The sequence below is a fragment of the Isoptericola dokdonensis DS-3 genome, from assembly GCF_001636295.1.
Classification (GTDB): domain Bacteria; phylum Actinomycetota; class Actinomycetes; order Actinomycetales; family Cellulomonadaceae; genus Isoptericola; species Isoptericola dokdonensis.
In genome coordinates, this window is sequence record NZ_CP014209.1 from 945986 (window position 1) to 971255 (window position 25270).

The window sequence follows — 25270 nt, forward strand, 5'->3', positions numbered from 1 at the left end:
GTCAGCCGCCGAAGAGACTACCCACCCACGAGACGATGTCGTCGATCTGCGCCCCGACGAGACCGAAGGCGGTCTGGCCTGCGGAGGTGGACCACAGCGCGGCGATGACCGCCGCGACGCCCGCGGCGGACAGGAGCGTCAGCTGCAGGTTCGAGATCCGCGTCCGGTAGAGACGCGAGACACCCTTGGCGTCGACGAGCTTGCCGCCCACGCGCAGTCGGGTGAGGAACGTGCTGGCCATCCCGGCACGGCCCTTGTCGAGGAACTCGACCAGGGTGGCGTGCGTGCCGACGGCGACGATCAGCTCGGCGCCCTTGTCGTCGGCGAGCAGCATGGCGATGTCCTCGCTGGTACCCGTGGCGGGGAACACGACGGGCTCGACGCCGAGCGAGCGGACCCGCTCCAGGCCGGGGGCGTTGCCGTCGCGGTAGGCGTGGACGACGATCTCCGCACCGCAGGCGAGCGCCTTGTCGGTGACGGAGTCCATGTCGCCGACGATCATGTCAGGGCGCAGGCCGGCGTCGAGGATCGCGTCCGCGCCGCCGTCGACGCCGACCAGCACGGGCCGGTTCTCCGCGATGTACGACCGCAGCATCGCGAGGTCCTCGCGGTAGTGGTAGCCGCGCACCACGATGAGCACGTGACGCCCCTCGAAGCCCGTGCGGACGTCGGGCACACCGACGCCGTCCAGGAGGAGGTCGCGCTCACGGCGCAGGTACGACAGCGTGTTCTCCGCGAACCGCTCGATCTCGTCCGACAGGCCGACCCGGGCGTCCGCCTGCTCCAGCGTGACCGTCTCGGGGGTCTGCCGCTTGCCGGAGGCGACGACCGCGCCGTCCACGACGACGTCGCCGCCGTCGATCACCACGCGGGTGCCGTCGGGGACGGCCATGATCTCCGGCCCGATGTCGTCGACCAGCACGATGCCGGCCTGCACGAGGATGTCCGGGCCGGCGTTCGGGTAGCGGCCCGTGGTGGACCGGGCGGCGTTGAGCACGGCCACCGGTGCCGCGGTGACGAGAGCGTCTGCGGCGACCCGGTCGATGTCGGCGTGGTCGATCACGGCCACGTCACCGGGCTTCAGCCGCTTGGTGAGGTCCTTGGTGCGCGCGCCGACGCGCGCCGGACCACCGGGCCCGGTGACGTCGGCGCTGGTGTCCGGGCTGCGCTCGGCCCTGCGGAGAAGAGGTCTCATCGTCACCTATCGTCCCACGGCCGAGGACTCGAGAAGCTCGAGGGCGTGCCGCCGCGCGGACTCCGACTCCTCCTGGCCGGACAGCATCCGGGCCAGCTCGCGCACCCGGTCGTCGTCGGTCACGGGCCGGACGCCGGTCACGGTCGTGTCGTCGTCCGACGCGGTGGACTTCGTCACCACGAGGTGGGTGTCGGCGAACGCCGCGACCTGCGCCAGGTGCGTGACGACCACCACCTGCGTGGTGCGCGCCAGGACGGCGAGGCGGCGGCCCACCTCGACGGCGGCGCGCCCCCCGACCCCGGCGTCGACCTCGTCGAAGACGAACGTGGGCAGCACCGTGTCCCCGGCCGCGGTGGCGAGCGCCACCTCGACGGCGAGCATCACGCGGGACAGCTCGCCGCCCGAGGCACCCTTGCCCAGCGGGCGGGGCGGGGCGCCGGGGTGCGGCACCAGCAGGAACGTCACCTGGTCGGCGCCCGACGGGCCCGCGTCCGTCGCGGTGACCTCGACCTCGAGGCGCGCCCCGGACATCGCCAGGCCCGCGAGCTCCGCGGTGACGGACGCGGCGAGCCTGCCGGCGGCCTCCTGCCGGGTGGCGGTGATGCGCTCCGCGAGCGCCGCCAGCTCCGTGTCCAGCTCCTCGACGCGCTCCTGCATGCCCCGCACGCGGTCGCCGCCGTCGTCGAGGTCGAGCAGGCGCAGCCCCGCGTCGGACGACCACTGCAGGACGTCGTCGACCGTCGTGCCGTAGCTGCGGGTCAGCGAGCCGAGCGCGGCGAGGCGCGTGTGCGCGGTCTCCAGCGCGGCAGGGTCGGCCTGCAGGTCCGCGACGTAGGACGACAGCTCGGTCGCGACGTCCGCCAGCAGGTAGCCGGCCTCCGCGAGCCGCGTCGCCTGGTCGGCGAGGGCCGGGTCGTCGGCGGCCGCGGCCTCGAGGGCGCGGCGGGCGCGCTCCACCGCGTGCACGGCGGACCCCTCGGTCTCGACGTCGTCGCCGACGACGGCGTCGTGGGCCTCCTGGGCGCCCTGCCGCAGCGCCTCGGCGTTGCCCAGGCGCGCCACCAGGGCGGTCAGCTGGACGTCCTCCCCGGGCTGCGGGTCGACCCGCTCGATCTCCGCCAGCCCGAGGCGCAGCAGCTCCGCCTCCCGCGCGCGCTCGGCCGCCCGCGCCGTGAGGTCGTCGATCTCGTGCTGCAGGCCCGTCCGCTCGGTCCAGGCCGTCCGGTACGCCTCCAGCGTCGCCGCGTGGTCGCTGCCGGCGAACCGGTCCAGCGCCTCGCGCTGCTTGCCCGGGGTGCGCAGCCGGAGCTGGTCCGCCTGCCCGTGCACCGTGACGAGCTCGTCCGCGATCTCGGCGAGCACGCCCTGCGGCACGCCCCGGCCCCCGAGGTGCGCCCGCGACCGGCCTGCGGCCACCGTGCGCACGACGACGACCGTGCCGTCGTCGTCCGTCGCACCGCCCGCCTCGTCGACGCGACCCGCGACCTGCGGGTGCCGGCTCAGGTCGAGCCGTCCCTCGACGACGGCGCGGTCGGCGCCCGGGCGCACGGTGCCGGGGTCCGCCTTGCCGCCCATGAGCAGCCCGAGGCCGGTGAGCACCATGGTCTTGCCGGCACCGGTCTCGCCGGTGATGACGGTCAGTCCCGCGGACAGCGGCACCCGGGCGGCGCGGATGACCCCCAGGTCCTCGATGGCGATCTCCTCGAGCACGTCACCACTCCTCTCGACGGTGCTGGGCGTCGGCGTCCCGTCGCGCGGCCGCCTCGTCCGCGGCCTCCCGCCAGCCGATCACCGGCAGGGAGAACTTGGACACCAACCGGTCCGTGAACGGCGCGTGGGTGAGTCGGGCGAACCGCAGCGGCTCCGCGCCACGGCGCACCTGGATGAGCGACCCCGCGGGCAGGTCGATGCTCCGGCGTCCGTCGCACGTCAGCACGCCGGGCACCGGGCTGCGGTCCAGCACCTGCACGGCGAGCTCCGACGTCGGCCCGATGACCAGCGGGCGCGCGAACAGGGCGTGCGCGGCGAGCGGGACCACCAGGACGGCGTCGACGTCCGGCCACATCACCGGGCCGCCCGCGGAGAACGCGTGCGCCGTCGAGCCCGTCGCCGTGGAGATCACGACGCCGTCGCAGCCGAACGAGCTCAACGGACGTCCGTCGACGGCGATCCCCACCTCGAGCATCCGCTCGCGGCTCGCCTTCTCCACGGTGGCCTCGTTGAGCGCCCACCCGGTCTCCGGCTCGTCCCGGTCGGGTCGGTGCACGAGCACGTCGACGACGTGCCGCTCCTCGACGACGTAGTCCCGGTCGGCGACGCGACGCACCGCGTCGTGCAGGTTGTCCCGCTCGGACTCCGCGAGAAATCCGACGTGCCCGAGGTTGACGCCGAGCAGCGGCACGTCCGTGCCGTGCGTCAGCTCCGCGGCACGCAGGATCGTGCCGTCGCCGCCGAGCACCATGACGACCTCGGACTCCGTGACGCCCTCACGCGTGCGTGCCTCCATCGCGGGATCGCCGAACGACGCCGCGAGGTCGTCGTCGTGGAGCGTCACCTCGAACCCGGCGGACCTCAGCTCCGCGACCGCCTCGGCCGTCGCCGCGACCGCCTGCGGTCGTCCGCCGTGCGTCACGATGAGGACGCGTCGACTCATCGAGCACCACCTTCCCGGGCCGTAGCCACCTCCAGGACAGGGGGCACGCCGCCCGGCTGCCAGGCGACCGCCGTGACGGCAGCCTCCCGCAGCACGGGGTCGTCGACCGGCACCGCACCCTCGTCCCGCACGAACCAGCAGAAGAACTCACGGTTGCCCGACGGGCCCGGCAGCGCGCTCGGCACCACGGCCAGCGGCCGCAGACCGTGCTCGGCGCCCGCGGCGGCCACCGCCACGACCGACCCCGCCTGCTGTGCCGGGTCGCGCACCACCCCGCCCGCGCCCAACCGCTCCCGGCCCACCTCGAACTGCGGCTTGACCAGCAGCAGGACGTCGGTGCCGGGCGACACGGACCGCGCGAGCGCGGGGACGACGAGGACCAGCGAGATGAAGGAGAGGTCGCCGACGACGACGTCGGGGGCGGGGTCGAGGTCGCCCGCGGTGAGGTCGCGGACGTTGAAGCCTTCCACCACCGTCACCCGCTCGTCGTCGCGCAGCGCGGGCACCAGCTGGCCGTGGCCCACGTCCAGCGCGACCACGGACGTCGCGCCGCGTCGCAGCAGCACGTCGGTGAACCCACCCGTGGACGCCCCCAGGTCGAGGCAGCGCGCTCCCGGCACGCGGTCGGCGAGGCGTCGGCCCGTCTCGTGAGCCTCCAGTGCGTCCAGCGCGCCGGCGAGCTTGCCGCCCGCCCGGGACGCCCAGCCAGGGTCCTGCGGATCCGGTTCCACCGCCAGCAGCGCCGCCTCGGCGACCTGCACCGATGGCTTGACCAGGACGACGCCGTCGACGCTCACCCGACCTGCGGTGACGAGCTCGCCGGCCTGGCGCCGGGAACGGGCCAGGCCGCGTCGCACCAGCTCGACGTCAGCACGCTCACCCATCAGCCCTCCGTCCCCGGCGCGGCGTCGTCCGTCCCGGGGTCGTCGATCCGGGCGCGCAGGGCGCGCTCCACCTCCTCGAACCGCGCGACGTGCTCCGCCGTCGGGACGGCGTCCAGGTCGTGCAGCATCGCGAGCGGCCCCGCGGTGTCGGGAGTGCGCTGGGGTGCCTCGTCGGCGTCCTGGGACATGTCCTCTCCTGGGTCGGTCGGATCAACGCTACCGCCTGCGGGGCCCCGCCCGGCGGCGCCGCACAGGCCGTGGTCAGGCCGTGAGCTGCGGCACCCCGGACGCGGCGACGGCTTCACCGGCGTCGGCGGCCGTCCACGCCGCGGAGCACGCGGCACGGACCACGTCGATCCCCTGCGGGCCCTGGCGGTCCACCTCGAGCACGCCGTCCACGACCCGAGCCGCGCGCGCACCGCACCGCCACCAGCCGTCGCCGGCCTGCTCGGGCTCCGGGTGCGGCTCGAGCAGCGACCGCAGGTCGGCACCCACGTAGTGGGGCCGCAGGCCCGGCTCCGCCAGCACCGCGTCCCGTGCGCCCGACACGCCCGTCAGGACGTGCAGACCCGGGTAGCCGCCCGCGCGCGCGCCCGCGAGATCGGTGTCCAGCCGGTCACCGATCACCAGGGGTCGCTGTGCACCGACCCGGTCGACCGCCAGCCGGTACATCGTCGGCGCGGGCTTGCCCGCGCTGTCCGGCTCCACCCCGGTGGCCGCGACCACGGCACCGACCAGGGCGCCGTTGCCGGGCGCGAACCCGCGCGCCGTCGGCAGCGACAGGTCCCGGTTGCTCGCCACGTACCAGGCGCCTCCGGCGACGGCGTACGCCGCCTCCGCGAGGTCGCTCCAGCCCAGCTCCGGCGCGAAGCCTTGCGCGACGGCGTCCGGGGCGTCGTCCGCCCCGGAGGCCAGCCGGAACCCGGCCTGCTCGACGGCCGTCACCAGCCCCCGGCCCCCCACCACCAGGACCGAGGCTCCGGGCTCCAACCGGGTGCGCAGCAGCGCGGCGCAGGCCTGGGCGGCCGTCATGACCTCGTCCGGCGTCGTCGGGATGTCCAGGCCCGAGAGCTGCGCCGCGACGTCCTCCGGCTCACGCGAGGCGTTGTTCGTCACGAACAGCAGGCGCAGCCCGCGCTGCCGGGCCCCGGCCAGGCTGTCGGAGGCGTGCTCGATCGGCAGGTGGCCGTGGTAGGCCACACCGTCGAGGTCGACCAGCGCGAGGTCGTGGCACTCCGCGAGCGGCTGCGTGCTCCCGAGCAGTCCGGCCGTCATCGCTGGTCCTCGGCGGCGCCCTCCCCAGGGGCGGGTTCGGCGGAGTCCGTGTCGCCCTCGGCTGCCGACTCGTCGTCGGGCTCCTCGGACTCAGCCACCTCGTCGTCGGCCACCTCGACATCGGCGATCTCCTCGGCGTCGTCCTGTGCCGTGACCACCGAGCCGTCCTCAGCGTCGGCCTCCGCCTCGTCCGCGTCGTCCGCGTCCTCGTCGAAGGCGTCGAAGACGACGACCTCCTCGTCGTCCTCCACGACGCCGTTCACCCGCGCCAGCGCCGCAGGATCGACACGGGCCAGCAGCGCCGCAGCCTCGGACTCACGTCCGGCCGCCTCGAGCGCGACGGCCCGGGCCTGCACGACACGAACTCCCAGGTCACCCTGACGCTCCGCAGGGGCGATCCGGTCGAGGACCGCCAGCGCGGCGTCGTGCTCCCCGAGGTCGCTGCGCGCACCCGACACCACGATCGCGAGCTCGGTCCGGCCGTCGCCGTCCAGCGACCGCGCCTCGTCCGACGCCGCGAGGGCCACCGCCCGCTCGGGACGGCCCAGGCCACGCTCGCAGTCCGCCATGATCGGCAGGTGCTCCGACGAGCCGTTCAGCCGCCGGACCGTCCGCAGCTCACGCAGCGCCTCCGCGTACCGGCCGGTCCGGTACGCGGTCAGGCCGGCGGCCTCACGCACCACGTCCACCCGGCCGCCACGGCTCACCGCTGCCTGGGCGTGCTCGTACGCGAGCTCCGGGTCGGCGTCAATCAGCCGACCTGCCATCACCAGGTGCGACCCCACCCACTCGGCGTTGTCCTTGCTCAGACCCCGCAGACGCTCCCGCGCCTCCTTGTCGAGCTGCCGCATGCTGACGTCCTCCGGCAGCTCCGGGGCGTTCGAACGCACCGGCTGATCGGCCTCCGGACGGCCTGCCTCACGGCGCCCGCCGAACCCGCCACCCCGCCGGTCGTCCCCGTCGTTCCGACGCGGACCGTTCGACGGCCGTCCGGCATAGCCCCCACGATCGCTGCGACCACGAGAGTCCGGCCGTCCCCCGCGCTGGTCGTCCCGACGGTTCCCCGCCGGACGGTCGCCGCGGTCGTCGCGGTTGTAGCCGGAGCCCGACGGACGACCACCACGGTCATCACGGCTGTAGACCGAACCCGACGGACGACCACCACGGTCATCACGGCTGTAGCCCGAACCCGACGGACGGCGGTCGTCGCTGCTGCGCTGGTAGCCACCACCAGAAGGCCTGCGGTCGTCGCGGTTGTACCCGGAGCCCGACGGACGGCGGTCGTCGCTGCTGCGCTGGTAGCCACCACCAGAAGGCCTGCGGTCGTCGCGGTTGTACCCGGAGCCCGACGGACGACGGTCGTCGCGGTTGTACCCGGAGCCCGACGGACGACCACCACGGTCATCACGGCTGTAGCCCGAACCCGACGGACGACCACCACGGTCATCACGACTGTAGCCCGAACCCGACGGACGACCACCACGGTCATCACGACTGTAGGCCGAACCCGACGGACGACCACCACGGTCATCACGGCTGTAGTCCGAACCCGACGGACGACGGTCGTCGCTGTTGCGCTGGTAGCCGCCACCGGAAGACCTACGGTCCTCCCGCTGGCCACCCGACGAACGGTCCCGACGGTCGTCACGCTGGTAACCCGCACCCGACGAACGACGTTCGGTGGTGCCGCCACGCCTGTCGTTCCCCTTGCCGGCACCGCCGGATCGGGAACCTCCGGTGTGGCGCGCGGGTCCGCCGTCGCGGCCACGCTCGCCGCTTCCGGTGCGGGGCCTGCGCGGCTCTCGTCCGTCTTCGCGGGAGCTGTCGTGTCGCGACGTGTCGTTCATGTCTTCCTCTCGTCAGAACCGACGAACGATCATCCCACGGCTGCTGCCCGGACGGCGCGCTGTGGGGTTGTCCCGGGTTCTGAGCCCGTGGTGGTGTGGGGGTGCAAGCAGGCCCCCCAACCTGGTGGTTGGGGGGCCTGTTTGTGAAGGGTGTCCGGCGGCGTCCTACTCTCCCACCCCGTCTCCAGGGCAGTACCATCGGCGCTGTAGGGCTGAGCTTCCGGGTTCGGGATGGGACCGGGCGTTTCCCCTACGCTGTGACCGCCGTAACGTTGTCGAGTTGTTCGGGTTCCACACCGGTCCCCTTGGTCTGAGGGGGTGGTGTGGGTGGTGCCCGTTTCTCGGGAACCGCACAGTGGACGCGTGCATGCAAGGAGTGTGTGTGAAGTTGTTGGCTGATTAGTACCGGTCAGCTGCGACAGTCTTTGGTCCTGTCTTCCACTTCCGGCCTATCTACCCAGTGGTCTAGCTGGGTGCCTTCACAGAAAGATTCTGTTGGAAACCTCATCTTGAAGCAGGCTTCCCGCTTAGATGCTTTCAGCGGTTATCCCTTCCGAACGTAGCGAACCAGCGGTGCTCCTGGCGGAACAACTGGCATACCAGAGGTTCGTCCGTCCCGGTCCTCTCGTACTAGGGACAGCCCTTCTCAAGTTTCCTGCGCGCGCAGCGGATAGGGACCGAACTGTCTCACGACGTTCTAAACCCAGCTCGCGTGCCGCTTTAATGGGCGAACAGCCCAACCCTTGGGACCTACTCCAGCCCCAGGATGCGACGAGCCGACATCGAGGTGCCAAACCATCCCGTCGATATGGACTCTTGGGGAAGATCAGCCTGTTATCCCCGGGGTACCTTTTATCCGTTGAGCGACGGCGCTTCCACAAGCCACCGCCGGATCACTAGTTCCGACTTTCGTCCCTGCTCGACCTGTCGGTCTCACAGTCAAGCTCCCTTGTGCACTTGCACTCGACACCTGATTGCCAACCAGGCTGAGGGAACCTTTGAGCGCCTCCGTTACATTTTGGGAGGCAACCGCCCCAGTTAAACTACCCACCAGGCACTGTCCCTGGTCCGGATCACGGACCGAGGTTAGATGGTCGATGCGGTCAGAGTGGTATTTCAACGGCGACTCCACTCGCGCTGGCGCGCGGGTTTCATAGTCTCCCACCTATCCTACACAAACCGCACCGAACACCAATACCAAGCTATAGTAAAGGTCCCGGGGTCTTTCCGTCCTGCTGCGCGTAACGAGCATCTTTACTCGTAGTGCAATTTCGCCGAGTTCGCGGTTGAGACAGCGGAGAAGTCGTTACGCCATTCGTGCAGGTCGGAACTTACCCGACAAGGAATTTCGCTACCTTAGGATGGTTATAGTTACCACCGCCGTTTACTGGGGCTTAAATTCTGGGCTTCGCCGAAGCTGACCCGTCCTCTTAACCTTCCAGCACCGGGCAGGCGTCAGTCCGTATACATCGTCTTGCGACTTAGCACGGACCTGTGTTTTTAGTAAACAGTCGCTTCTCCCTGGTCTCTGCGGCCCTCACCGCGTCCCACCGCTAGGGTGTTGACGGATCAGGCCCCCCTTCTCCCGAAGTTACGGGGGCATTTTGCCGAGTTCCTTAACCACGATTATCTCGATCGCCTTGGTATTCTCTACCTGACCACCTGAGTCGGTTTGGGGTACGGGCGGCTAGAACCTCGCGTCGAGGCTTTTCTTGGCAGCATAGGATCACCCGTTTCCCGCATACGCGGTCACTGTCAGCTCTCACCCTGGTGCTTCGCGGATTTGCCTACGAAGCGGGCTACGGCCTTGGACGTGGTCTACCATCGCCACGCCGGGCTACCTTCCTGCGTCACCCCTGTTAATACGCTTACCTACTACCGGTTCGGGTCACGCGCCGCCGGCAGCGGTGTGGTCCGAAGACCACTGTGCTGCCCTTGGGGCGTTTAGCATCACCGGGCTCGGTATGGGCGGTTCTTCGCCGGTAGGAGAATATCAACTCCTTGTCCATCGACTACGCCTGTCGGCCTCGCCTTAGGTCCCGACTTACCCAGGGCGGATTAACCTGGCCCTGGAACCCTTGGTCATTCGGCGGACGGGTTTCTCACCCGTCATTCGCTACTCATGCCTGCATTCTCACTCGTGTGGTCTCCACCGCTGGATCACTCCGCGGCTTCACTGCCCACACGACGCTCCCCTACCCACCCACACGCCTGAACACAGATCAAGTCTGTGCTGGGCAAAGTGTGAGTGCCACGGCTTCGGCGGTGTACTTGAGCCCCGCTACATTGTCGGCGCGGAATCACTTGACCAGTGAGCTATTACGCACTCTTTCAAGGGTGGCTGCTTCTAAGCCAACCTCCTGGTTGTCTGTGCAACTCCACATCCTTTCCCACTGAGCACACGCTTAGGGGCCTTAGCCGGTGGTCTGGGCTGTTTCCCTCTCGACTACGAAGCTTATCCCCCGCAGTCTCACTGCCACGCTCTGGCTTACCGGCATTCGGAGTTTGGTTGACGTCAGTAACCTGGTGGGGCCCATCGGCCATCCAGTAGCTCTACCTCCGGTAAGGAACACGTGACGCTGCACCTAAATGCATTTCGGGGAGAACCAGCTATCACGAAGTTTGATTGGCCTTTCACCCCTAACCACAGGTCATCCCCTCAGTTTTCAACCTAAGTGGGTTCGGTCCTCCACGCCGTCTTACCGGCGCTTCAACCTGCCCATGGCTAGATCACTTCGCTTCGGGTCTAGACCCGGCGACTGAATCGCCCTGTTCGGACTCGCTTTCGCTACGGCTTCCCCACACGGGTTAACCTCGCCACCGAGCACTAACTCGCAGGCTCATTCTTCAAAAGGCACGCCGTCACCCCTGCTAGGGAGGCTCCGACGGATTGTAGGCACACGGTTTCAGGTACTATTTCACTCCCCTCCCGGGGTACTTTTCACCTTTCCCTCACGGTACTTGTCCGCTATCGGTCACTAGGTAGTATTTAGGCTTAGCAAGTGGTCTTGCCAGATTCACACGAGATTTCTCGGGCCCCGTGCTACTTGGGATCCCCTCCACCAGGCCGCACCATTTCGTCTACGGGACTCACACCCTCTACGGTCCGCCTTTCAATGCGGTTCGACTATGACACGGCTTTCTTACTGGCTGAAGAACTGTCAGATTCCTCCAGAAGGTCCCACAACCCCGTACGCGCAACGCCTGACAGCTTGACACGCGCACGGTTTGGCCTCATCCGCTTTCGCTCGCCACTACTCACGGAATATCTCTTCCTGCCGGTACTGAGATGTTTCACTTCCCGGCGTTCCCTCCACTCGCCCTATATATTCAGGCGAGGGTGACCAGGCATGACCCTGGCCGGGTTCCCCCATTCGGACACCCTCGGATCACAGCTCGTTTGCCAACTCCCCGAGGCTTATCGCAGGCTACCACGTCCTTCTTCGGCTCCTAGTGCCAAGGCATCCACCGTGTGCCCTTAAAAACTTCGGCACACACTACAAATATGCTACAGAAATCCAAGAAAACGCCTCACCACCTCGCAAGAGGAAGTGATGCGTCTTTGAACATCTGGGATGCTCGCGTCCACTGTGCAGTTCTCAAGCAACGGACGAACCCGCCGGCGCGGACGCCACCAACCCCACCACCACCAGAAGCCCCACACCTTCCGGTGCGAAGACCCTGCAGCAGCCAGGCGGTATGACACCCACCGACGACCCGCGTCGTGAAACCCCCGACCCATGGCCGGTTGCCTCAGGACCCAACAGTGTGCTCTCCCGACCCCACTCACGACACCGACCCGACTTTCCAACCACCCACCCACCCCGAAGGGCAGCGCAGCGGCGTACTCGCGAGCCGGCCCACGAACGGGACCGTACGGTCAATGTTCCACCCAGAGCAGCCACCAGACGCACGAACGGCGCCTCGAGCAGCCTGCATGGACCCCAGCTGAACGATCCCACCAGCACCCACCCGAACGGGCGAGCAACACCGGTGCGACCACCAGGGCCACGTGCTCCTTAGAAAGGAGGTGATCCAGCCGCACCTTCCGGTACGGCTACCTTGTTACGACTTAGTCCCAATCGCCGGTCCCACCTTCGACCACTCCCCCCAAAGGGTTGGGCCATGGGCTTCGGGTGTTACCAACTTTCGTGACTTGACGGGCGGTGTGTACAAGGCCCGGGAACGTATTCACCGCAGCGTTGCTGATCTGCGATTACTAGCGACTCCGACTTCATGGGGTCGAGTTGCAGACCCCAATCCGAACTGAGACCGGCTTTTTGGGATTCGCTCCACCTTACGGTATCGCAGCCCTCTGTACCGGCCATTGTAGCATGCGTGAAGCCCAAGACATAAGGGGCATGATGATTTGACGTCATCCCCGCCTTCCTCCGAGTTGACCCCGGCAGTCTCCCATGAGTCCCCGGCATAACCCGCTGGCAACATGGGACGAGGGTTGCGCTCGTTGCGGGACTTAACCCAACATCTCACGACACGAGCTGACGACAACCATGCACCACCTGTGCACCGACCTTGCGGGGCACCCATCTCTGAGTGTTTCCGGTGCATGTCAAGCCTTGGTAAGGTTCTTCGCGTTGCATCGAATTAATCCGCATGCTCCGCCGCTTGTGCGGGCCCCCGTCAATTCCTTTGAGTTTTAGCCTTGCGGCCGTACTCCCCAGGCGGGGCACTTAATGCGTTAGCTGCGGCACGGAACTCGTGGAATGAGCCCCACACCTAGTGCCCAACGTTTACGGCATGGACTACCAGGGTATCTAATCCTGTTCGCTCCCCATGCTTTCGCTCCTCAGCGTCAGTTGCGGCCCAGAGACCTGCCTTCGCCATCGGTGTTCCTCCTGATATCTGCGCATTCCACCGCTACACCAGGAATTCCAGTCTCCCCTACCGCACTCTAGTCTGCCCGTACCCGATGCACGCCCCAGGTTGAGCCTGAGGTTTTCACACCAGACGCGACAAACCGCCTACGAGCTCTTTACGCCCAATAATTCCGGACAACGCTTGCGCCCTACGTATTACCGCGGCTGCTGGCACGTAGTTAGCCGGCGCTTCTTCTGCAGGTACCGTCACTTGCGCTTCTTCCCTGCTGAAAGAGGTTTACAACCCGAAGGCCGTCATCCCTCACGCGGCGTCGCTGCATCAGGCTTTCGCCCATTGTGCAATATTCCCCACTGCTGCCTCCCGTAGGAGTCTGGGCCGTGTCTCAGTCCCAGTGTGGCCGGTCGCCCTCTCAGGCCGGCTACCCGTCGACGCCTTGGTAGGCCATTACCCCACCAACAAGCTGATAGGCCGCGAGCCCATCCCCCACCGAAAAACTTTCCAGCACCCACCATGCAGCAGGCACTCATATCCGGTATTAGACCCCGTTTCCAAGGCTTATCCCGAAGTGGAGGGCAGGTTGCTCACGTGTTACTCACCCGTTCGCCACTGATCCACCCAGCAAGCTGGGCTTCACCGTTCGACTTGCATGTGTTAAGCACGCCGCCAGCGTTCGTCCTGAGCCAGGATCAAACTCTCCGTAAAAGAGAGAAAAACACCACGAACCCCGAAGAGCCCGCGATGCCAATCGATACTGGCCAGACAGCTAGCATAAAACCTAGATGTCCGATCCAAAGGAACCAATGAAGGTTCAATAAATTTGGCATTGACTATCAAGCACACTGTTGAGTTCTCAAACAACCGACACACACCATCCGACGATCCGAACCTCAGTCCGAACCCCGTCCGGGGCAACCCTTCAACCTTACCGGCTTCGCTCCGCCCGGTCAAACCGCACGGTGTTCAGTGCGATGATCGAGAAGACCCTGCCAGCGTCCAGGGCACACAACTGTACCTGAACCGAAGTCTGGGTGGAACACCCGCGGGACCGTCCATCCGTCGGCCGGTTGACCGGCCTGCGCTGTCCGTTCCTCCCTGCCGGGCGAACGACCAGAACACTACACACGCCCTGACCCACGGACAAATCCGCAGGTCAGGGCGTGTTTGCGGCAGCAGCAGCCGGCCTGATCAGTCGGCCACGGCGACCGCGAGGGTCTTCTTGCCGCGCCGCAGCACCGCGAACCGACCGTGCAGCAGGTCCGCCGCCGACAGCACGGCCTCCTCGCCGTCCACCTTGACGTTGTTGACGTACGCGCCGCCCTCGGCGATCGCGCGCCGACCGGCCGCCTTCGACGCGACGAGCCCGGACGCGACCAGCGCGTCCAGCACCGGCGTGCCGGGCTCGACCTGCGCGCGGGGCAGCTCGTCCGTCGCCGCTGCCAGGGTCGCCTCGTCGAGCTCGGTGAGCTCACCACGGCCGAACAGCGCCTGGCTCGCCGCGACGACGGCGTCGGTCGCGTCCTGCCCGTGCACCAGGGTCGTGACGTCGGCCGCGAGCGTCCGCTGCGCCTCCCGGGCGCCCGGGCGCTCCTGCACCGCGGCCGCCAGCGCCTCGATCTCCTCGCGGGAGCGGAAGGTGAAGATCTTCAGCCAGGAGACGACGTCGGCGTCCGACGCGTTGAGCCAGTACTGGTAGAACGCGTACGGGCTCATCATGTCCGGTGCCAGCCAGACGGCGCCGCCCTCGGTCTTGCCGAACTTCGTGCCGTCGGCCTTGGTGATGAGCGGTGTCGTCATGACGTGCACCGACCCGCCCTCGGTCTTGCGGATCAGGTCGACCCCCGACAACAGGTTGCCCCACTGGTCATTGCCGCCGGTCTGCAGGGTGACCCCGTGACGTCGGAAGAGCTCGAGGAAGTCGATGCCCTGCAGGATCTGGTAGCTGAACTCGGTGAAGCTGATGCCCTCGTCCGAGTTGAGGCGGCGAGCCACCGTGTCCTTGGCGAGCATGGTGCCGAGCCGGTAGTGCTTGCCGACGTCGCGCAGGAAGTCGATCGCCGTCATCCCTGCGGTCCAGTCGAGGTTGTTCACCAGGACCGCCGGGTTCTCTCCCTCGAAGTCGAGGAACCGGGAGACCTGCGCCTTGAGACGCTCGGTCCAGTCGGCGACCGTCTCCTTGGTGTTGAGCACGCGTTCGCCCGACTGCCGAGGGTCACCGATGAGGCCCGTCGCCCCGCCCACCAGGGCGACCGCACGATGGCCGGCCTGCTGGAGATGGCGCAGCACCACGAGCTGGACGAGGTGCCCGTGGTGCAGGCTCGGCGCCGTCGGGTCGAAGCCGCAGTAATAGGTGACCGGGCCCGCCGAGAGCGCGTCGCGCAGCGCGGCCTCGTCGGTGGACTGCGCCACCAGGCCACGCCAGTGCAGCTCGTCGAGAACGTGGGTCACCGTGTGCTCCTTCGATGGGTTCGTGCGGTCCGGCCGGACCGCAGCGTGCCTAGTCTGCCCGACCTGCGGCCCGCTGACGCACAGGAAAATCCTCCCGGACTCCGGCAGGCTCGTTCAGCGCAGGCGACCCGTGACGGGTCGGTAGGCCGACACCGTCGGCTCGTCCACCAGCCAGGAGCGCCAGGCGAACCGCGCCGGGTCGGCACCCTCGCCCGCCACCCCCACCCGCGCCCCGGTCGCCACCGTGCGTGGCAGCGGGTCGACGGGCAGGTGCAGCACGAGCGCGCCGTCGGGGTCGGTGACGTCGGTCGAGTCGTGGTCGAGCACGAGGTCGAGGGCGACGGCGAGCCGGGCTGGGCCACGAGCGATCTGGCGGTCCGAGTCGCAGCGGCCGATCTCCTCGCGGCGGCGCCGAGCGAGGCCCGCGCCCTCGACGACCTCCCCCGCGCGCAGCAGCACGGCGGCCGCCTCGCCCGACGGGCCGCAGACGACGTTCACGCAGTGGTGCAGCCCGAGGTGCCGATAGACGTAGAGCCGGCCCGGCCTACCGAACATGGAACGGTTGCGGGCCGTGGGGCCGCGGAACGCGTGCGAGGCCGGGTCGTCGACACCGCCGTACGCCTCCACCTCGGTGATGCGCAGCGTGACGTCGCCGTCGGGGTGCCGCCGCTCGAGATAGGCACCGAGGAGGTCACGCGCGACCAGGTGGACGTCGCGCGCGTACCAGGAGGGGCCGGGCACCTGCCACGGCACGGCCTGGACGTGGCCGTCGGTCGACGTGCTCATCGCGCCTCCGTCAGTCGCTGCCCGCCGGGACCAGCCGTCCGAAGCCGTCGAGGCGGACGTCGGCCCGGGCGCGCGTCTGTTCCGCAGCGTAGTGCCTGGCCTCGTCGTCCATCCAGAGCAGCCAGTGATCCCGCGCGTGCTCGCCGTCGCGCTCGAGCCCGCGGCGCAGCCGCTCGGTGTCGTCCGCCTCGACCCAGACCCGCAGCGCCGCCCACGGGTCGACCTGGCGCGCCGCGGCGCCGCAGCCCTCGACGACGAGGAACGGCGCGGGCTCGACGGCGTGGCGCTCGGCCCAGCGGCCGGCGACCCAGTCGTAGCGCCGGTACTCCCCCGCGCGGCCCGCGGCCAGGGGTGCGAGCACCTGCGCACCGAGGTTCGCCGCACCCCCGTCGGGACCGTCGTCCCAGCCCTCGTACAGGTCGTCCATGTGGACGACCTGAGAGGCGAGCTCGACGGCGAGCTGCGTGCCGAGCGTCGACTTGCCCGAGCCCGCCGGGCCGTCGACGCACACGAGCCGGGTGCGTCGCCACACCGGCGACGCACCCGGCCCCGGCAGGCGTGCCGGCGACTCGTGCACGCGGCGCACGAGACCGGCCAGCACGTCGGCGCCGACGGTCACTCAGCCCTCGGCCCAGAAGCGGAACTCCGTGGAGCGCTCCTTGGCGGCCTCGAGCTGCTCGGTGACGCGCACCGGTGCCGTGCCGCCCACGCCGTCGCGCGACGCGACCGAGCCCTCCACCGTGAGCACGGCTCGCACCTGAGGGGTGAGGTGCTCGGAGATCGCGGCGAGGTCGTCGTCGGAAAGGTCCCACAGCTCGATGCCGCGCTCCTCGCAGACGCGCACGCACGCGCCGGCGACCTCGTGCGCGACCCGGAACGGGACGCCCTGCCGCACCAGCCACTCGGCGATGTCCGTCGCGAGCGCGAACCCCTGCGGGGCGAGCTCGGCCATCCGGTCCGTGTCGAACGTGAGGGTACGGATCATCCCGGCGAACGCGGGCAGCAGGACGGTGAGCGTGTCGACCTGGTCGAACACCGGCTCCTTGTCCTCCTGGAGGTCCCGGTTGTACGCCAGCGGCAGGCCCTTGAGCGTCGTGAGCAGGCCGGTGAGGTCACCGACGAGACGCCCCGACTTGCCGCGCGCGAGCTCGGCGATGTCGGGGTTCTTCTTCTGCGGCATGATGCTCGACCCGGTGGACCACGCGTCGTCGAGCCGGACGAACCCGAACTCCTTGGTGTTCCACAGGATGATCTCCTCGGAGATCCGCGACAGGTCGATGCCGATCATGGCGGCGACGAACGCGAACTCCGCCACGACGTCGCGCGAGGCGGTGCCGTCGATGGAGTTCTCCACCGGGCCGTCGAAGCCGAGGTCGGCGGCGACCGCCGCGGGGTCGAGCCCGAGCGAGGAGCCTGCGAGCGCCCCCGACCCGTACGGCGACCGGGCGGCCCGGACGTCCCAGTCGACGAGGCGGTCGACGTCGCGCAGCAGCGGCCACGCGTGGGCGAGCAGGTGGTGCGCCAGCAGCACGGGCTGGGCGTGCTGCAGGTGGGTGCGCCCCGGCATGACGGCGTCCCCGGCGGCCTCGGCCTGCGTGAGGAGCTCGTCGACGACCGTCAGCAGGTGGACGGCGATGGTGCGGGCGTTCTCACGCAGGTAGAGGCGGACCTGGGTGGCGATCTGGTCGTTGCGGGAGCGCCCGGCGCGCAGCTTGCCGCCGAGGGCGTCCCCGGCCCGCTCCATGAGTCCGCGCTCGAGGGCGGTGTGCACGTCCTCGTCGGCGAGCTGGGGCAGGAACTCCCCCGCGGCGACGTCCTGCTCGAGCCGGTCGAGGGCGTCGAGCATGCCCGCCAGCTCTCCCTCGTCGAGCAGGCCCGCGGCGTGCAGGACGCGGGCGTGGGCGCGGGAGCCGGCGATGTCGTAGGCGGCGAGACGCCAGTCGAAGTGCGTCGACTGCGACAGCGCCTGCAGCTCGGGCGACGGGCCGCCGGCGAACCGGCCGCCCCACAGGCTGACGGAGGGCGTCTCGGCCGGCGCGTCGGCGCCGGCCCGCTTCTCGAGGTCGGACATCAGAACGACCCGACCCCGAAGTCCACGCCGTTGCCGAACTTCTCGTCGCGGGCCGCGGCCTGCTTGGCGGCGAGGCCGTAGATCTCGATGAAGCCCTTGGCGTGCGACTGGTCGAACGTGTCGCCCTCGTCGTAGGTGGCCAGGTTGAAGTCGTACAGCGCGGCCTCGGAGCGGCGGCCGGTGACGGTGGCACGACCACCGTGCAGCACGAGGCGAACCTCGCCGGACACGTACTTCTGGGTGTCGGCGATGAACGTGTCGAGGTTCTTCTTCAGGGGGCTGAACCACATGCCGTCGTACACGAGCTCGGTCCAGCGCTGCTCGACGCCGCGCTTGAAACGGGCCTGCTCGCGCTCGAGGGTGACGTTCTCGAGCTCCTGGTGGGCGGCGATGAGGGCGATCGCGCCGGGCGCCTCGTAGACCTCGCGGGACTTGATGCCGACCAGGCGGTCCTCGACGATGTCGATGCGGCCCACGCCCTGGGCGCCGGCGCGTCGGTTCATCTCCTGGATGGCCTGCAGCGGCGTGACGGGCACGCCGTCGAGCGCGACGGGGACGCCCTGGTCGAACGTGACGACGACCTCGTCGGCGACCGGCGGGAACGTCGGGTCGTCGGTGTAGGAGTAGACGTCCTTGGTGGGCTCGTTCCAGATGTCCTCGAGGAAGCCGGTCTCGACCGCGCGGCCCCACACGTTCTGATCGATGGAGAACGGGTTCTTCTTCGTGGTCGCGATCGGCAGGTCGTGCTTCTCGGCGTAGTCGATCGCCTTCTCGCGGGTGAGGGCGAGGTCGCGCACCGGCGCGATGGTCTTGAGGTCCGGGGCGAGCGACGTCGTCGCCACCTCGAAGCGGACCTGGTCGTTGCCCTTGCCGGTGCAGCCGTGCGCCACGGTGGTCGCACCGAACTGGCGGGCCGCGCGCACCATGTGCTTGACGATGACGGGGCGCGAGATCGCGGAGACCAGCGGGTAGCGGTCGAGGTAGAGGCCGTTGGCCTGCAGGGCGGGCATGCAGTACTCGGCGGCGAACTCGTCGCGGGCGTCGGCCACGTAGGCCTCGACGGCGCCGCAGTCCAGGGCACGCTGGCGGATGACGTTCATGTCCTCGCCGCCCTGGCCGACGTCGACGGCGACGGCGACGACCTCGGCACCGGTCGCCTCGGCGATCCACCCGATGGCGACGGAGGTGTCCAGGCCGCCCGAGTAGGCGAGCACGACGCGATCAGTCATGAGGTTCTTCTTCCTTGTGGTGCGGTACGGGGTCGAGTCTTGCAGGCTCAGGCGTCGTGGGACGCCGTGAGCTCGAGGAAGCGGCGGGCGAGGTCCTCGCCGCCGGCGGGGTCGCGGGAGATCACGAGGATCGTGTCGTCCCCGGCGAGACAGCCGAGGACCCCGGGGAAGACGGAGTGGTCGATGGCGGAGGCGAGATAGTTCGCGGCCCCGGGCGGTGTGCGCAGGACGACCTGGTTGCCTGACGCCTCGGCGGAGACGAGCAGGTCGGCGCAGAGCCGGGCGAGCCGCGCGGCCACGTACCCGGCCTCGAGCCCGCCGACGCCGGCGGCCTGCACGCTGCGGTCGCCGCCCTCGCCGGGCACGGCGTAGACGAGGGCACCGGCGGCGCTGCGCACCTTCTCGGCGCGCAGCTCGACGAGGTCGCGCGACAGGGTGCCCTGGGTGACGGTGACGCCCTCGTCGGCGAGCGCGCGGGCGAGCTCGGCCTGGGAGTGGATGGCGGTGCGGCGCACGATCTCGACGATGCGGGCGTGCCGGGCCGCCTTGGTCGACGGCGCACCGGCGGCGGGAGCGCTCATCGGTGCTCCAGCAGGAACGTCAGGACGGCCTTCTGGGCGTGCAGCCGGTTCTCCGCCTCGTCCCAGACGACGGACTGCGGACCGTCGATCACCTCGGCGGTGACCTCCTTGCCGCGGTAGGCGGGCAGGCAGTGCAGGAAGATCGCGTCGGGGGCGGCGAGCGCCATGAGCGCGGCGTCGACCTGGTGGTCGGCCAGCGCGGCGAGCCGGTCGGCGGCCTCGTCCTCGTCGCCCATCGACACCCAGGTGTCCGCCGCGACGACGTCGGCGCCGGCGACGGCGGCCCGCGCGTCGGTGGTGACGGTGACCGACCCGCCGGTGGTCGCGGCGATCTCCTGCGCCCGCGCGACGACGTGGTCGGGCGGGAGATAGCCGTCGGGGCCTGCGACGGTGACGTGCATGCCGGCGGTCGCGCAACCCAGGAGGTACGAGGCGCCCATGTTGTTCGCGGCGTCCCCGACGTAGGTGAAGCGCTGCCCGGCGAGCGCGCCGAGACCCCCGTGGTGCTGGGCGACGGTGAGCAGGTCCGCGAGGATCTGGCACGGGTGGAAGTCGTCGGTGAGGGCGTTGACCACGGGGACGCGGGAGACCGCGGCCATCTCCTCGATGCGGTCCTGGCCGAACGTGCGCCACACGACCGCGGCGACCTGCCGGTCCAGGACCCGCGTGACGTCGGCGACGGACTCGCGCACGCCCACCTGGGCGAGACGGCCGTCCACGACGAGCGGGAAGCCGCCGAGCTCGGCGACCCCGACGGAGAACGAGACCTGGGTGCGCAGGGTCGGCTTGTCGAAGACGAGGGCGACGGCTCGCGGCCCGGACAGCGGGGCGCGCAGGAAGCGGTCCTCGCCGAACGCCCAGGCGAGCTCGAGGACCTCGCGCTGCTCGGCCGGGGAGAGGTCGTCGTCGCGCAGGAAGTGGCGAGGCATGTCAGTGCTCCGGGTCGGGGACGGTGACGCCGGCGAAGAAGCGTGCGGCGTCGAGGGCCTGGTCGGTGGTGAGGACCAGCGGCGGGGCGAGGCGGATCGCGTCGGGCGCGACGGCGTTGACGACGAACCCGGCCTCCAGCGCGGCGCGGGCGACCTCGGCGGCGACGGGCCGGTCGAGTCGCACGGCGAGCAGCAGGCCCCGGCCGCGGACCTCGGCCACCAGCGGGTTCCCACCGGCCTCGATCGCGCGGCGCAGCGTCTCGCCGACCTCGACGACGTGGGCGAGCAGCCGGTCGCGCTCGATGACACCGAGCGTGGCCAGCGCCGCGGCGGCGGCCACGGGGTTGCCGCCGAACGTGGTGCCGTGCTGACCGCGGCCGAGCAGCGTCGCCGACTCCCCGTACGCGACGACGGCACCCACGGGGAACCCGCCTCCGAGCCCCTTGGCGAGCGTGACGACGTCGGGCACGATCCCGCCCCCGAGCTCCGGGTGCTGGTGGGCGAACCAGCGGCCCGTGCGGCCGATGCCGGTCTGCACCTCGTCGAGGACGAGCAGGGCGCCCGCGTCGGCGGTGAGCCGCCGCGCCAGCGCCAGGTAGCCGGCCGGCAGCTCACGCACCCCGGCCTCGCCCTGGATCGGCTCGACGACGAACCCGGCGACCTCGCCGCGCGCGGCGACGGCCTCGGGCGAGAACGCCTCGACGAGCGCGTCGGTGTCGCCGAACGGCAGGTGCTCGACCCCGCCGGGCAGCGGCTCGAACGGCTCCCGGTAGGCGGCCTTCGCCGTGAGGGCCAGCGCACCCATGGTGCGGCCGTGGAACCCGCCCTCCAGGGCGAGGACGCGCGGCCGGCCGGTGCGGCGGACCATCTTGAACGCCGCCTCGTTGGCCTCCGTGCCGGAGTTCGTGAAGAACACGCGGGAGCCGTCGGGCGCCTCGGCGAGCTGGAGCAGCCGCTCGGCCAGGGTGATCTGGGTGGGCGTGCCGAAGAAGTTCGACACGTGCCCGAGCGTCCCGAGCTGGGCGCTGATCGCCGCCGTCAGGGTCGGGTGGGCGTGCCCGAGGGCGTTGACCGCGATCCCGGCGAGCAGGTCGAGGTACCGCTTGCCGTCGGCGTCCCACACGTAGGCCCCCTCGCCGCGCACGAGGATGCGCTGCGGCGGGCCGAACGTGTCCATCACCGAGCGGGTGTACGCCTCGGTCCACCCGTCCGAGGTCAGCTCGGTGCGGGTCGTCACGTCGGTCATGCGTTCGCCTCCGTCGAGCCGTGGTCGTGGTGCGGGCCGTCCGGGACGTCACCGTCCGGGACCACCATCGTGCCGTTGCCGCGGGTCGTGAAGACCTCCAGCAGCACCGAGTGCGCCTGGCGGCCGTCGATGACGGAGGCGCGCGGCACCCCGCCCTGCACGGCCCGCAGGCACGCCTCCATCTTGGGCACCATCCCCGCGCTCAGGCTCGGCAGGAGCTGCGCGAGGTCGCCCGCGGAGATCTGCTCCACCAGCGAGGTGCGGTCCGGCCAGCTCGTGTACAGGCCCTCGACGTCGGTGAGGACGATGAGCTTCTTCGCCCCCAGCGCCACCGCGAGCGCCGCGGCCGCGGTGTCGGCGTTGACGTTGAGCACCTGGGTGGGGTCGTCGACGTCGGGCGCGACCGTCGACACCACGGGGATGCGGCCGGCGGCGAGGAGGTCGAGCACCGCCGACGGGTTGACCTGCACGACGTCGCCGACGAGGCCCACGTCGACGGGCTCGCCGTCCACGACGGCCTGGCGACGCACCGCGCCGAACAGCCCGGCGTCCTCCCCCGACAGGCCGACGGCGCGGGGTGCGTGGGCGTTGAGCAGCCCGACGAGCTCGCGCTGCACCTGGCCGACCAGGACCATCCGCACGACGTCCATCGCCTCGGGGGTGGTGACGCGCAGGCCGCCCCGGAACTCGGACTCGATGCCGACCCGGCCGAGCATCGCGGAGATCTGCGGGCCCCCGCCGTGCACCACGACCGGCCGCAGGCCGACCTGGCGCAGGAACACCATGTCCTCCGCGAACGCCGCCTTGAGCGTGTCGTCGATCATCGCGTTGCCGCCGTACTTGACGACGACCAGCGCGCCCGCGAACTCCTGCAACCAGGGCAGGGCCTCGATGAGCACCTCGGCCTTCTGGTCCGGGCGCAGGTCGGTGCGGGTGTCGAACGTGAAGTCGGGGTCGATGCCGGTGTCCGGCGTCCGGTCGCTCATGAGGAGTACGCGCTGTTCTCGTGGACGTAGTCGTGCGTGAGGTCGTTGGTCCAGAGCGTGACCTCGGAATCGCCGGCGTGCAGGTCGACGTCCACGTGCACGTCGCGGTGCGAGGCGAGGTCGACGAGCTCGCGCGGCTCGCCGACGCCCCCGGCCCGGCACACCTGCACGCCGTTGATGGCGACGTCGAGCGAGAGCGGGTCGTAGGGCGCGACGTCGGGCGGCACGGTGCCGACGGCGGCGAGCACCCGGCCCCAGTTCGGGTCGTTGCCGAAGACGGCGGCCTTGAACAGGTTGGAGCGGGTGACGGCCCGGGCGCAGGCGAGCGCGGCGTCCTCGGTGCTCGCGCCGCGCACGGTGACCGCGATGTCGTGGCTCGCGCCCTCGGCGTCCGCGACGAGCTGGCGGGCGAGGGAGGCGCAGACGTCGGTGACGGCCGACGTGAGCTCGGCGAGTGTGACCTCGACCCCGGACGCCCCGCTCGCGAGCAGGATCACGGTGTCGTTGGTCGACATGCAGCCGTCGGAGTCGACCCGGTCGAACGTGGTGCGGGTGGCGGCGCGCAGCGCGGCGTCGGCGGTCGCGGCGTCGACGACGGCGTCGGTGGTGACGACCGACAGCATGGTGGCCAGGCCCGGCGCGAGCATCCCCGCGCCCTTGGCCATCCCGCCGACGCTCCAGCCGTCGCGCTGCGCGGCGGCCTGCTTGGCGACGGAGTCGGTGGTCATGATGGCGTGGGCGGCGTCGTCCCCGCCGTCGGGGTCCAGCGCTCCGGCCGCGGCGTCCACGCCTCCCAGCAGGCCGTCCATGTCGAGACGAAGGCCGATGAGGCCCGTGCTGCACACGAGCACGTCGCCGGCCCCGACCTCGTCCTCGGGGGTCGCGGCACCGGCCGAGAGCACCGCGGCGACGTGCTCGGCCGTGCGGTGCGTGTCCGCGAAGCCCTCCGGGCCCGTGCAGGCGTTGGCGCCGCCGGAGTTCAGCACGACGGCGCGGGCGGCGCCGTCGGAGACGGCCTGCCGGGTCCACACGACGGGCGCGGCCTGCACGCGGTTCGACGTCAGCACGGCCGCGGCGGACGCCAGCGGGCCGTCGTTGACGACGAGCGCGACGTCGCGCGCACCCGTGGACTTCAGGCCCGCGGCGACACCGGCCGCCCGGAACCCGCGAGGGGTGGTGATGCTCACGGAGCCACTCCTTCGGTGACGAGGCCCGCCGTCTCCGGCAGGCCGAGGGCGAGGTTCATCGCCTGCACGGCCTGACCGGCGGTGCCCTTGACGAGGTTGTCGAGCGCGGTGACCACGACGACGCGGCCGGCGGCCGCGTCCAGCGCCACCTGCACGAGCGCCGTGTTGGCGCCGAGCGTGGCGGCCGTCGACGGCCACTGCCCCGCGGGCAGCAGGTCGACGAACGGCTCGTCGGCGTACGCCTGCTCCCACACCGCGCGGACGTCGGCGGCGCTCGCGGCCTCGCGGCCCGGCGCGAGGCGGGCGGTCACGGTGGCGAGGATGCCGCGGGACATCGGCACGAGCGTCGGGGTGAAGCTGATCGACACGTCGTCGGCGCCCGCGACGCGCAGGTTCTGCGCGATCTCGGGGATGTGCCGGTGGGTGCCGCCGACGGCGTACGGCGCGGCCGACCCGAGACCTTCCGCGGCCAGCAGGTGCGGCTTGAGGGCCTTGCCCGCGCCGGAGTACCCGTTGGCGAGCACCGCGACGACGTCCCGGGGGCTGACGAGGCCGGCGGCGACCCCCGGCTGGAGCGCGAGGGTGACGGCGGTGACGTTGCAGCCGGGCACGGCGATCCGGCGGGCGCCGGCCAGGCGGTCGCGCTGGGTCGTGACGGAGCCGTCGGCGGCGGTGCGGATCAGCTCGGGCAGACCGTACGGCCAGGTCCCGGCGTGCGCGGAGCCGTAGAACGCCTCCCAGTCGGCGGCGGAGGCCAGGCGGTGGTCGGCGCCCAGGTCGAGGACGAGGACGTCGTCGGGCAGCTGGGCGGCGATCTCGCCGGACGCGCCGTGGGGCAGGCCGAGGACGACCACGTCGTGGCCCGCGAGCGCCTCGGCCGTGGTGGGCTCGAGCACGCGGTCGGCGAGGCCGCGCAGGTGCGGCTGCAGCTCGCCGAGGCGGCTGCCGGCGTTCGAGTGCGCGGTCAGCGCGCCGATCTCGAGGTGCGGGTGACGCGCGGCGATCCGGAGCAACTCACCGCCGGCGTAGCCGGACGCCCCGGCGACGGCGACGCGCAGTCGCTGCTGTGTGCTGGCCATGGGCGCCACTATACATACATATGCGAGGTCTTCGGAAT

The 25270-nt window shown here is 70.5% G+C and carries 18 protein-coding genes and 3 rRNA genes; all 21 read right to left on the bottom strand.

Annotated elements, in window-relative coordinates:
- Window position 1: 1 nt before the first annotated feature.
- The gene (gene steA, locus I598_RS04530) at window positions 2–1195 is read right to left on the bottom strand and encodes a putative cytokinetic ring protein SteA (RefSeq protein WP_068204929.1); all 1194 of its coding nucleotides are present in this window, start codon (window positions 1193–1195) and stop codon (window positions 2–4) included.
- Between the two features lie 6 nt (window positions 1196–1201).
- On the bottom strand, window positions 1202–2905 hold the full coding sequence (gene recN, locus I598_RS04535) for a DNA repair protein RecN (RefSeq protein ID WP_068201674.1): 1704 nt from the start codon (window positions 2903–2905) through the stop codon (window positions 1202–1204).
- A 1-nt stretch (window position 2906) separates the two neighbouring features.
- Window positions 2907–3848 (bottom strand): NAD kinase, encoded by a 942-nt coding sequence (locus tag I598_RS04540; RefSeq protein ID WP_068201675.1) that lies wholly within the window; start codon window positions 3846–3848, stop codon window positions 2907–2909.
- On the bottom strand, window positions 3845–4732 hold the full coding sequence (locus tag I598_RS04545; protein WP_083972877.1) for a TlyA family RNA methyltransferase: 888 nt from the start codon (window positions 4730–4732) through the stop codon (window positions 3845–3847). The genes I598_RS04540 and I598_RS04545 overlap by 4 nt, the downstream gene beginning before the upstream one ends.
- Window positions 4732–4920 (bottom strand): hypothetical protein, encoded by a 189-nt coding sequence (locus I598_RS04550; protein WP_068201677.1) that lies wholly within the window; start codon window positions 4918–4920, stop codon window positions 4732–4734. Before I598_RS04550 ends, I598_RS04545 begins: the two co-directional genes overlap by 1 nt.
- A gap of 73 nt (window positions 4921–4993) precedes the next feature.
- Window positions 4994–6007 (bottom strand): HAD-IIA family hydrolase, encoded by a 1014-nt coding sequence (locus I598_RS04555; RefSeq protein WP_068201679.1) that lies wholly within the window; start codon window positions 6005–6007, stop codon window positions 4994–4996.
- Entirely contained in the window at window positions 6004–7854 is a 1851-nt protein-coding gene (locus I598_RS18025) for a tetratricopeptide repeat protein (protein ID WP_157557158.1), read from the bottom strand. Before I598_RS18025 ends, I598_RS04555 begins: the two co-directional genes overlap by 4 nt.
- Window positions 7855–8006: 152 nt before the next feature.
- Window positions 8007–8123: ribosomal RNA gene (gene rrf / locus I598_RS04565) — 5S ribosomal RNA — on the bottom strand.
- 110 nt (window positions 8124–8233) lie between these two features.
- Window positions 8234–11347 (bottom strand): 23S ribosomal RNA (locus I598_RS04570).
- Window positions 11348–11877: 530 nt separating this feature from the next.
- Window positions 11878–13395: ribosomal RNA gene (locus I598_RS04575) — 16S ribosomal RNA — on the bottom strand.
- Together the 16S, 23S and 5S rRNA genes form the textbook arrangement of a ribosomal RNA operon.
- A 483-nt stretch (window positions 13396–13878) precedes the next feature.
- Window positions 13879–15138, bottom strand: coding sequence for a tyrosine--tRNA ligase (gene tyrS, locus I598_RS04580; protein ID WP_068201682.1), 1260 nt, complete (start codon window positions 15136–15138; stop codon window positions 13879–13881).
- A 114-nt stretch (window positions 15139–15252) separates the two neighbouring features.
- Complete coding sequence (locus I598_RS04585) at window positions 15253–15924, bottom strand: DNA-3-methyladenine glycosylase (RefSeq protein WP_068201684.1); 672 nt, start codon at window positions 15922–15924, stop codon at window positions 15253–15255.
- A 10-nt stretch (window positions 15925–15934) separates the two neighbouring features.
- On the bottom strand, window positions 15935–16543 hold the full coding sequence (locus I598_RS04590) for a uridine kinase family protein (RefSeq protein WP_068201686.1): 609 nt from the start codon (window positions 16541–16543) through the stop codon (window positions 15935–15937).
- Window positions 16544–17995, bottom strand: coding sequence for an argininosuccinate lyase (argH, locus tag I598_RS04595; RefSeq protein ID WP_068201688.1), 1452 nt, complete (start codon window positions 17993–17995; stop codon window positions 16544–16546). It lies immediately after the preceding gene.
- On the bottom strand, window positions 17995–19224 hold the full coding sequence (locus tag I598_RS04600; protein ID WP_068201689.1) for an argininosuccinate synthase: 1230 nt from the start codon (window positions 19222–19224) through the stop codon (window positions 17995–17997). Before I598_RS04600 ends, argH begins: the two co-directional genes overlap by 1 nt.
- A 47-nt stretch (window positions 19225–19271) precedes the next feature.
- The gene (locus I598_RS04605; RefSeq protein ID WP_068201690.1) at window positions 19272–19805 is read right to left on the bottom strand and encodes an arginine repressor; all 534 of its coding nucleotides are present in this window, start codon (window positions 19803–19805) and stop codon (window positions 19272–19274) included.
- Complete coding sequence (argF, locus tag I598_RS04610; protein ID WP_068201691.1) at window positions 19802–20734, bottom strand: ornithine carbamoyltransferase; 933 nt, start codon at window positions 20732–20734, stop codon at window positions 19802–19804. The genes I598_RS04605 and argF overlap by 4 nt, the downstream gene beginning before the upstream one ends.
- Before the next feature lies 1 nt (window position 20735).
- Window positions 20736–21980 (bottom strand): acetylornithine transaminase, encoded by a 1245-nt coding sequence (locus I598_RS04615; protein WP_068201692.1) that lies wholly within the window; start codon window positions 21978–21980, stop codon window positions 20736–20738.
- Entirely contained in the window at window positions 21977–22966 is a 990-nt protein-coding gene (argB, locus tag I598_RS04620) for an acetylglutamate kinase (protein ID WP_068201693.1), read from the bottom strand. The genes I598_RS04615 and argB overlap by 4 nt, the downstream gene beginning before the upstream one ends.
- Complete coding sequence (gene argJ, locus I598_RS04625; protein WP_068201694.1) at window positions 22963–24153, bottom strand: bifunctional glutamate N-acetyltransferase/amino-acid acetyltransferase ArgJ; 1191 nt, start codon at window positions 24151–24153, stop codon at window positions 22963–22965. The genes argB and argJ overlap by 4 nt, the downstream gene beginning before the upstream one ends.
- Window positions 24150–25232, bottom strand: coding sequence for an N-acetyl-gamma-glutamyl-phosphate reductase (gene argC / locus I598_RS04630; RefSeq protein WP_068201695.1), 1083 nt, complete (start codon window positions 25230–25232; stop codon window positions 24150–24152). The genes argJ and argC overlap by 4 nt, the downstream gene beginning before the upstream one ends.
- Between the last annotated feature and the right edge of the window lie 38 nt (window positions 25233–25270).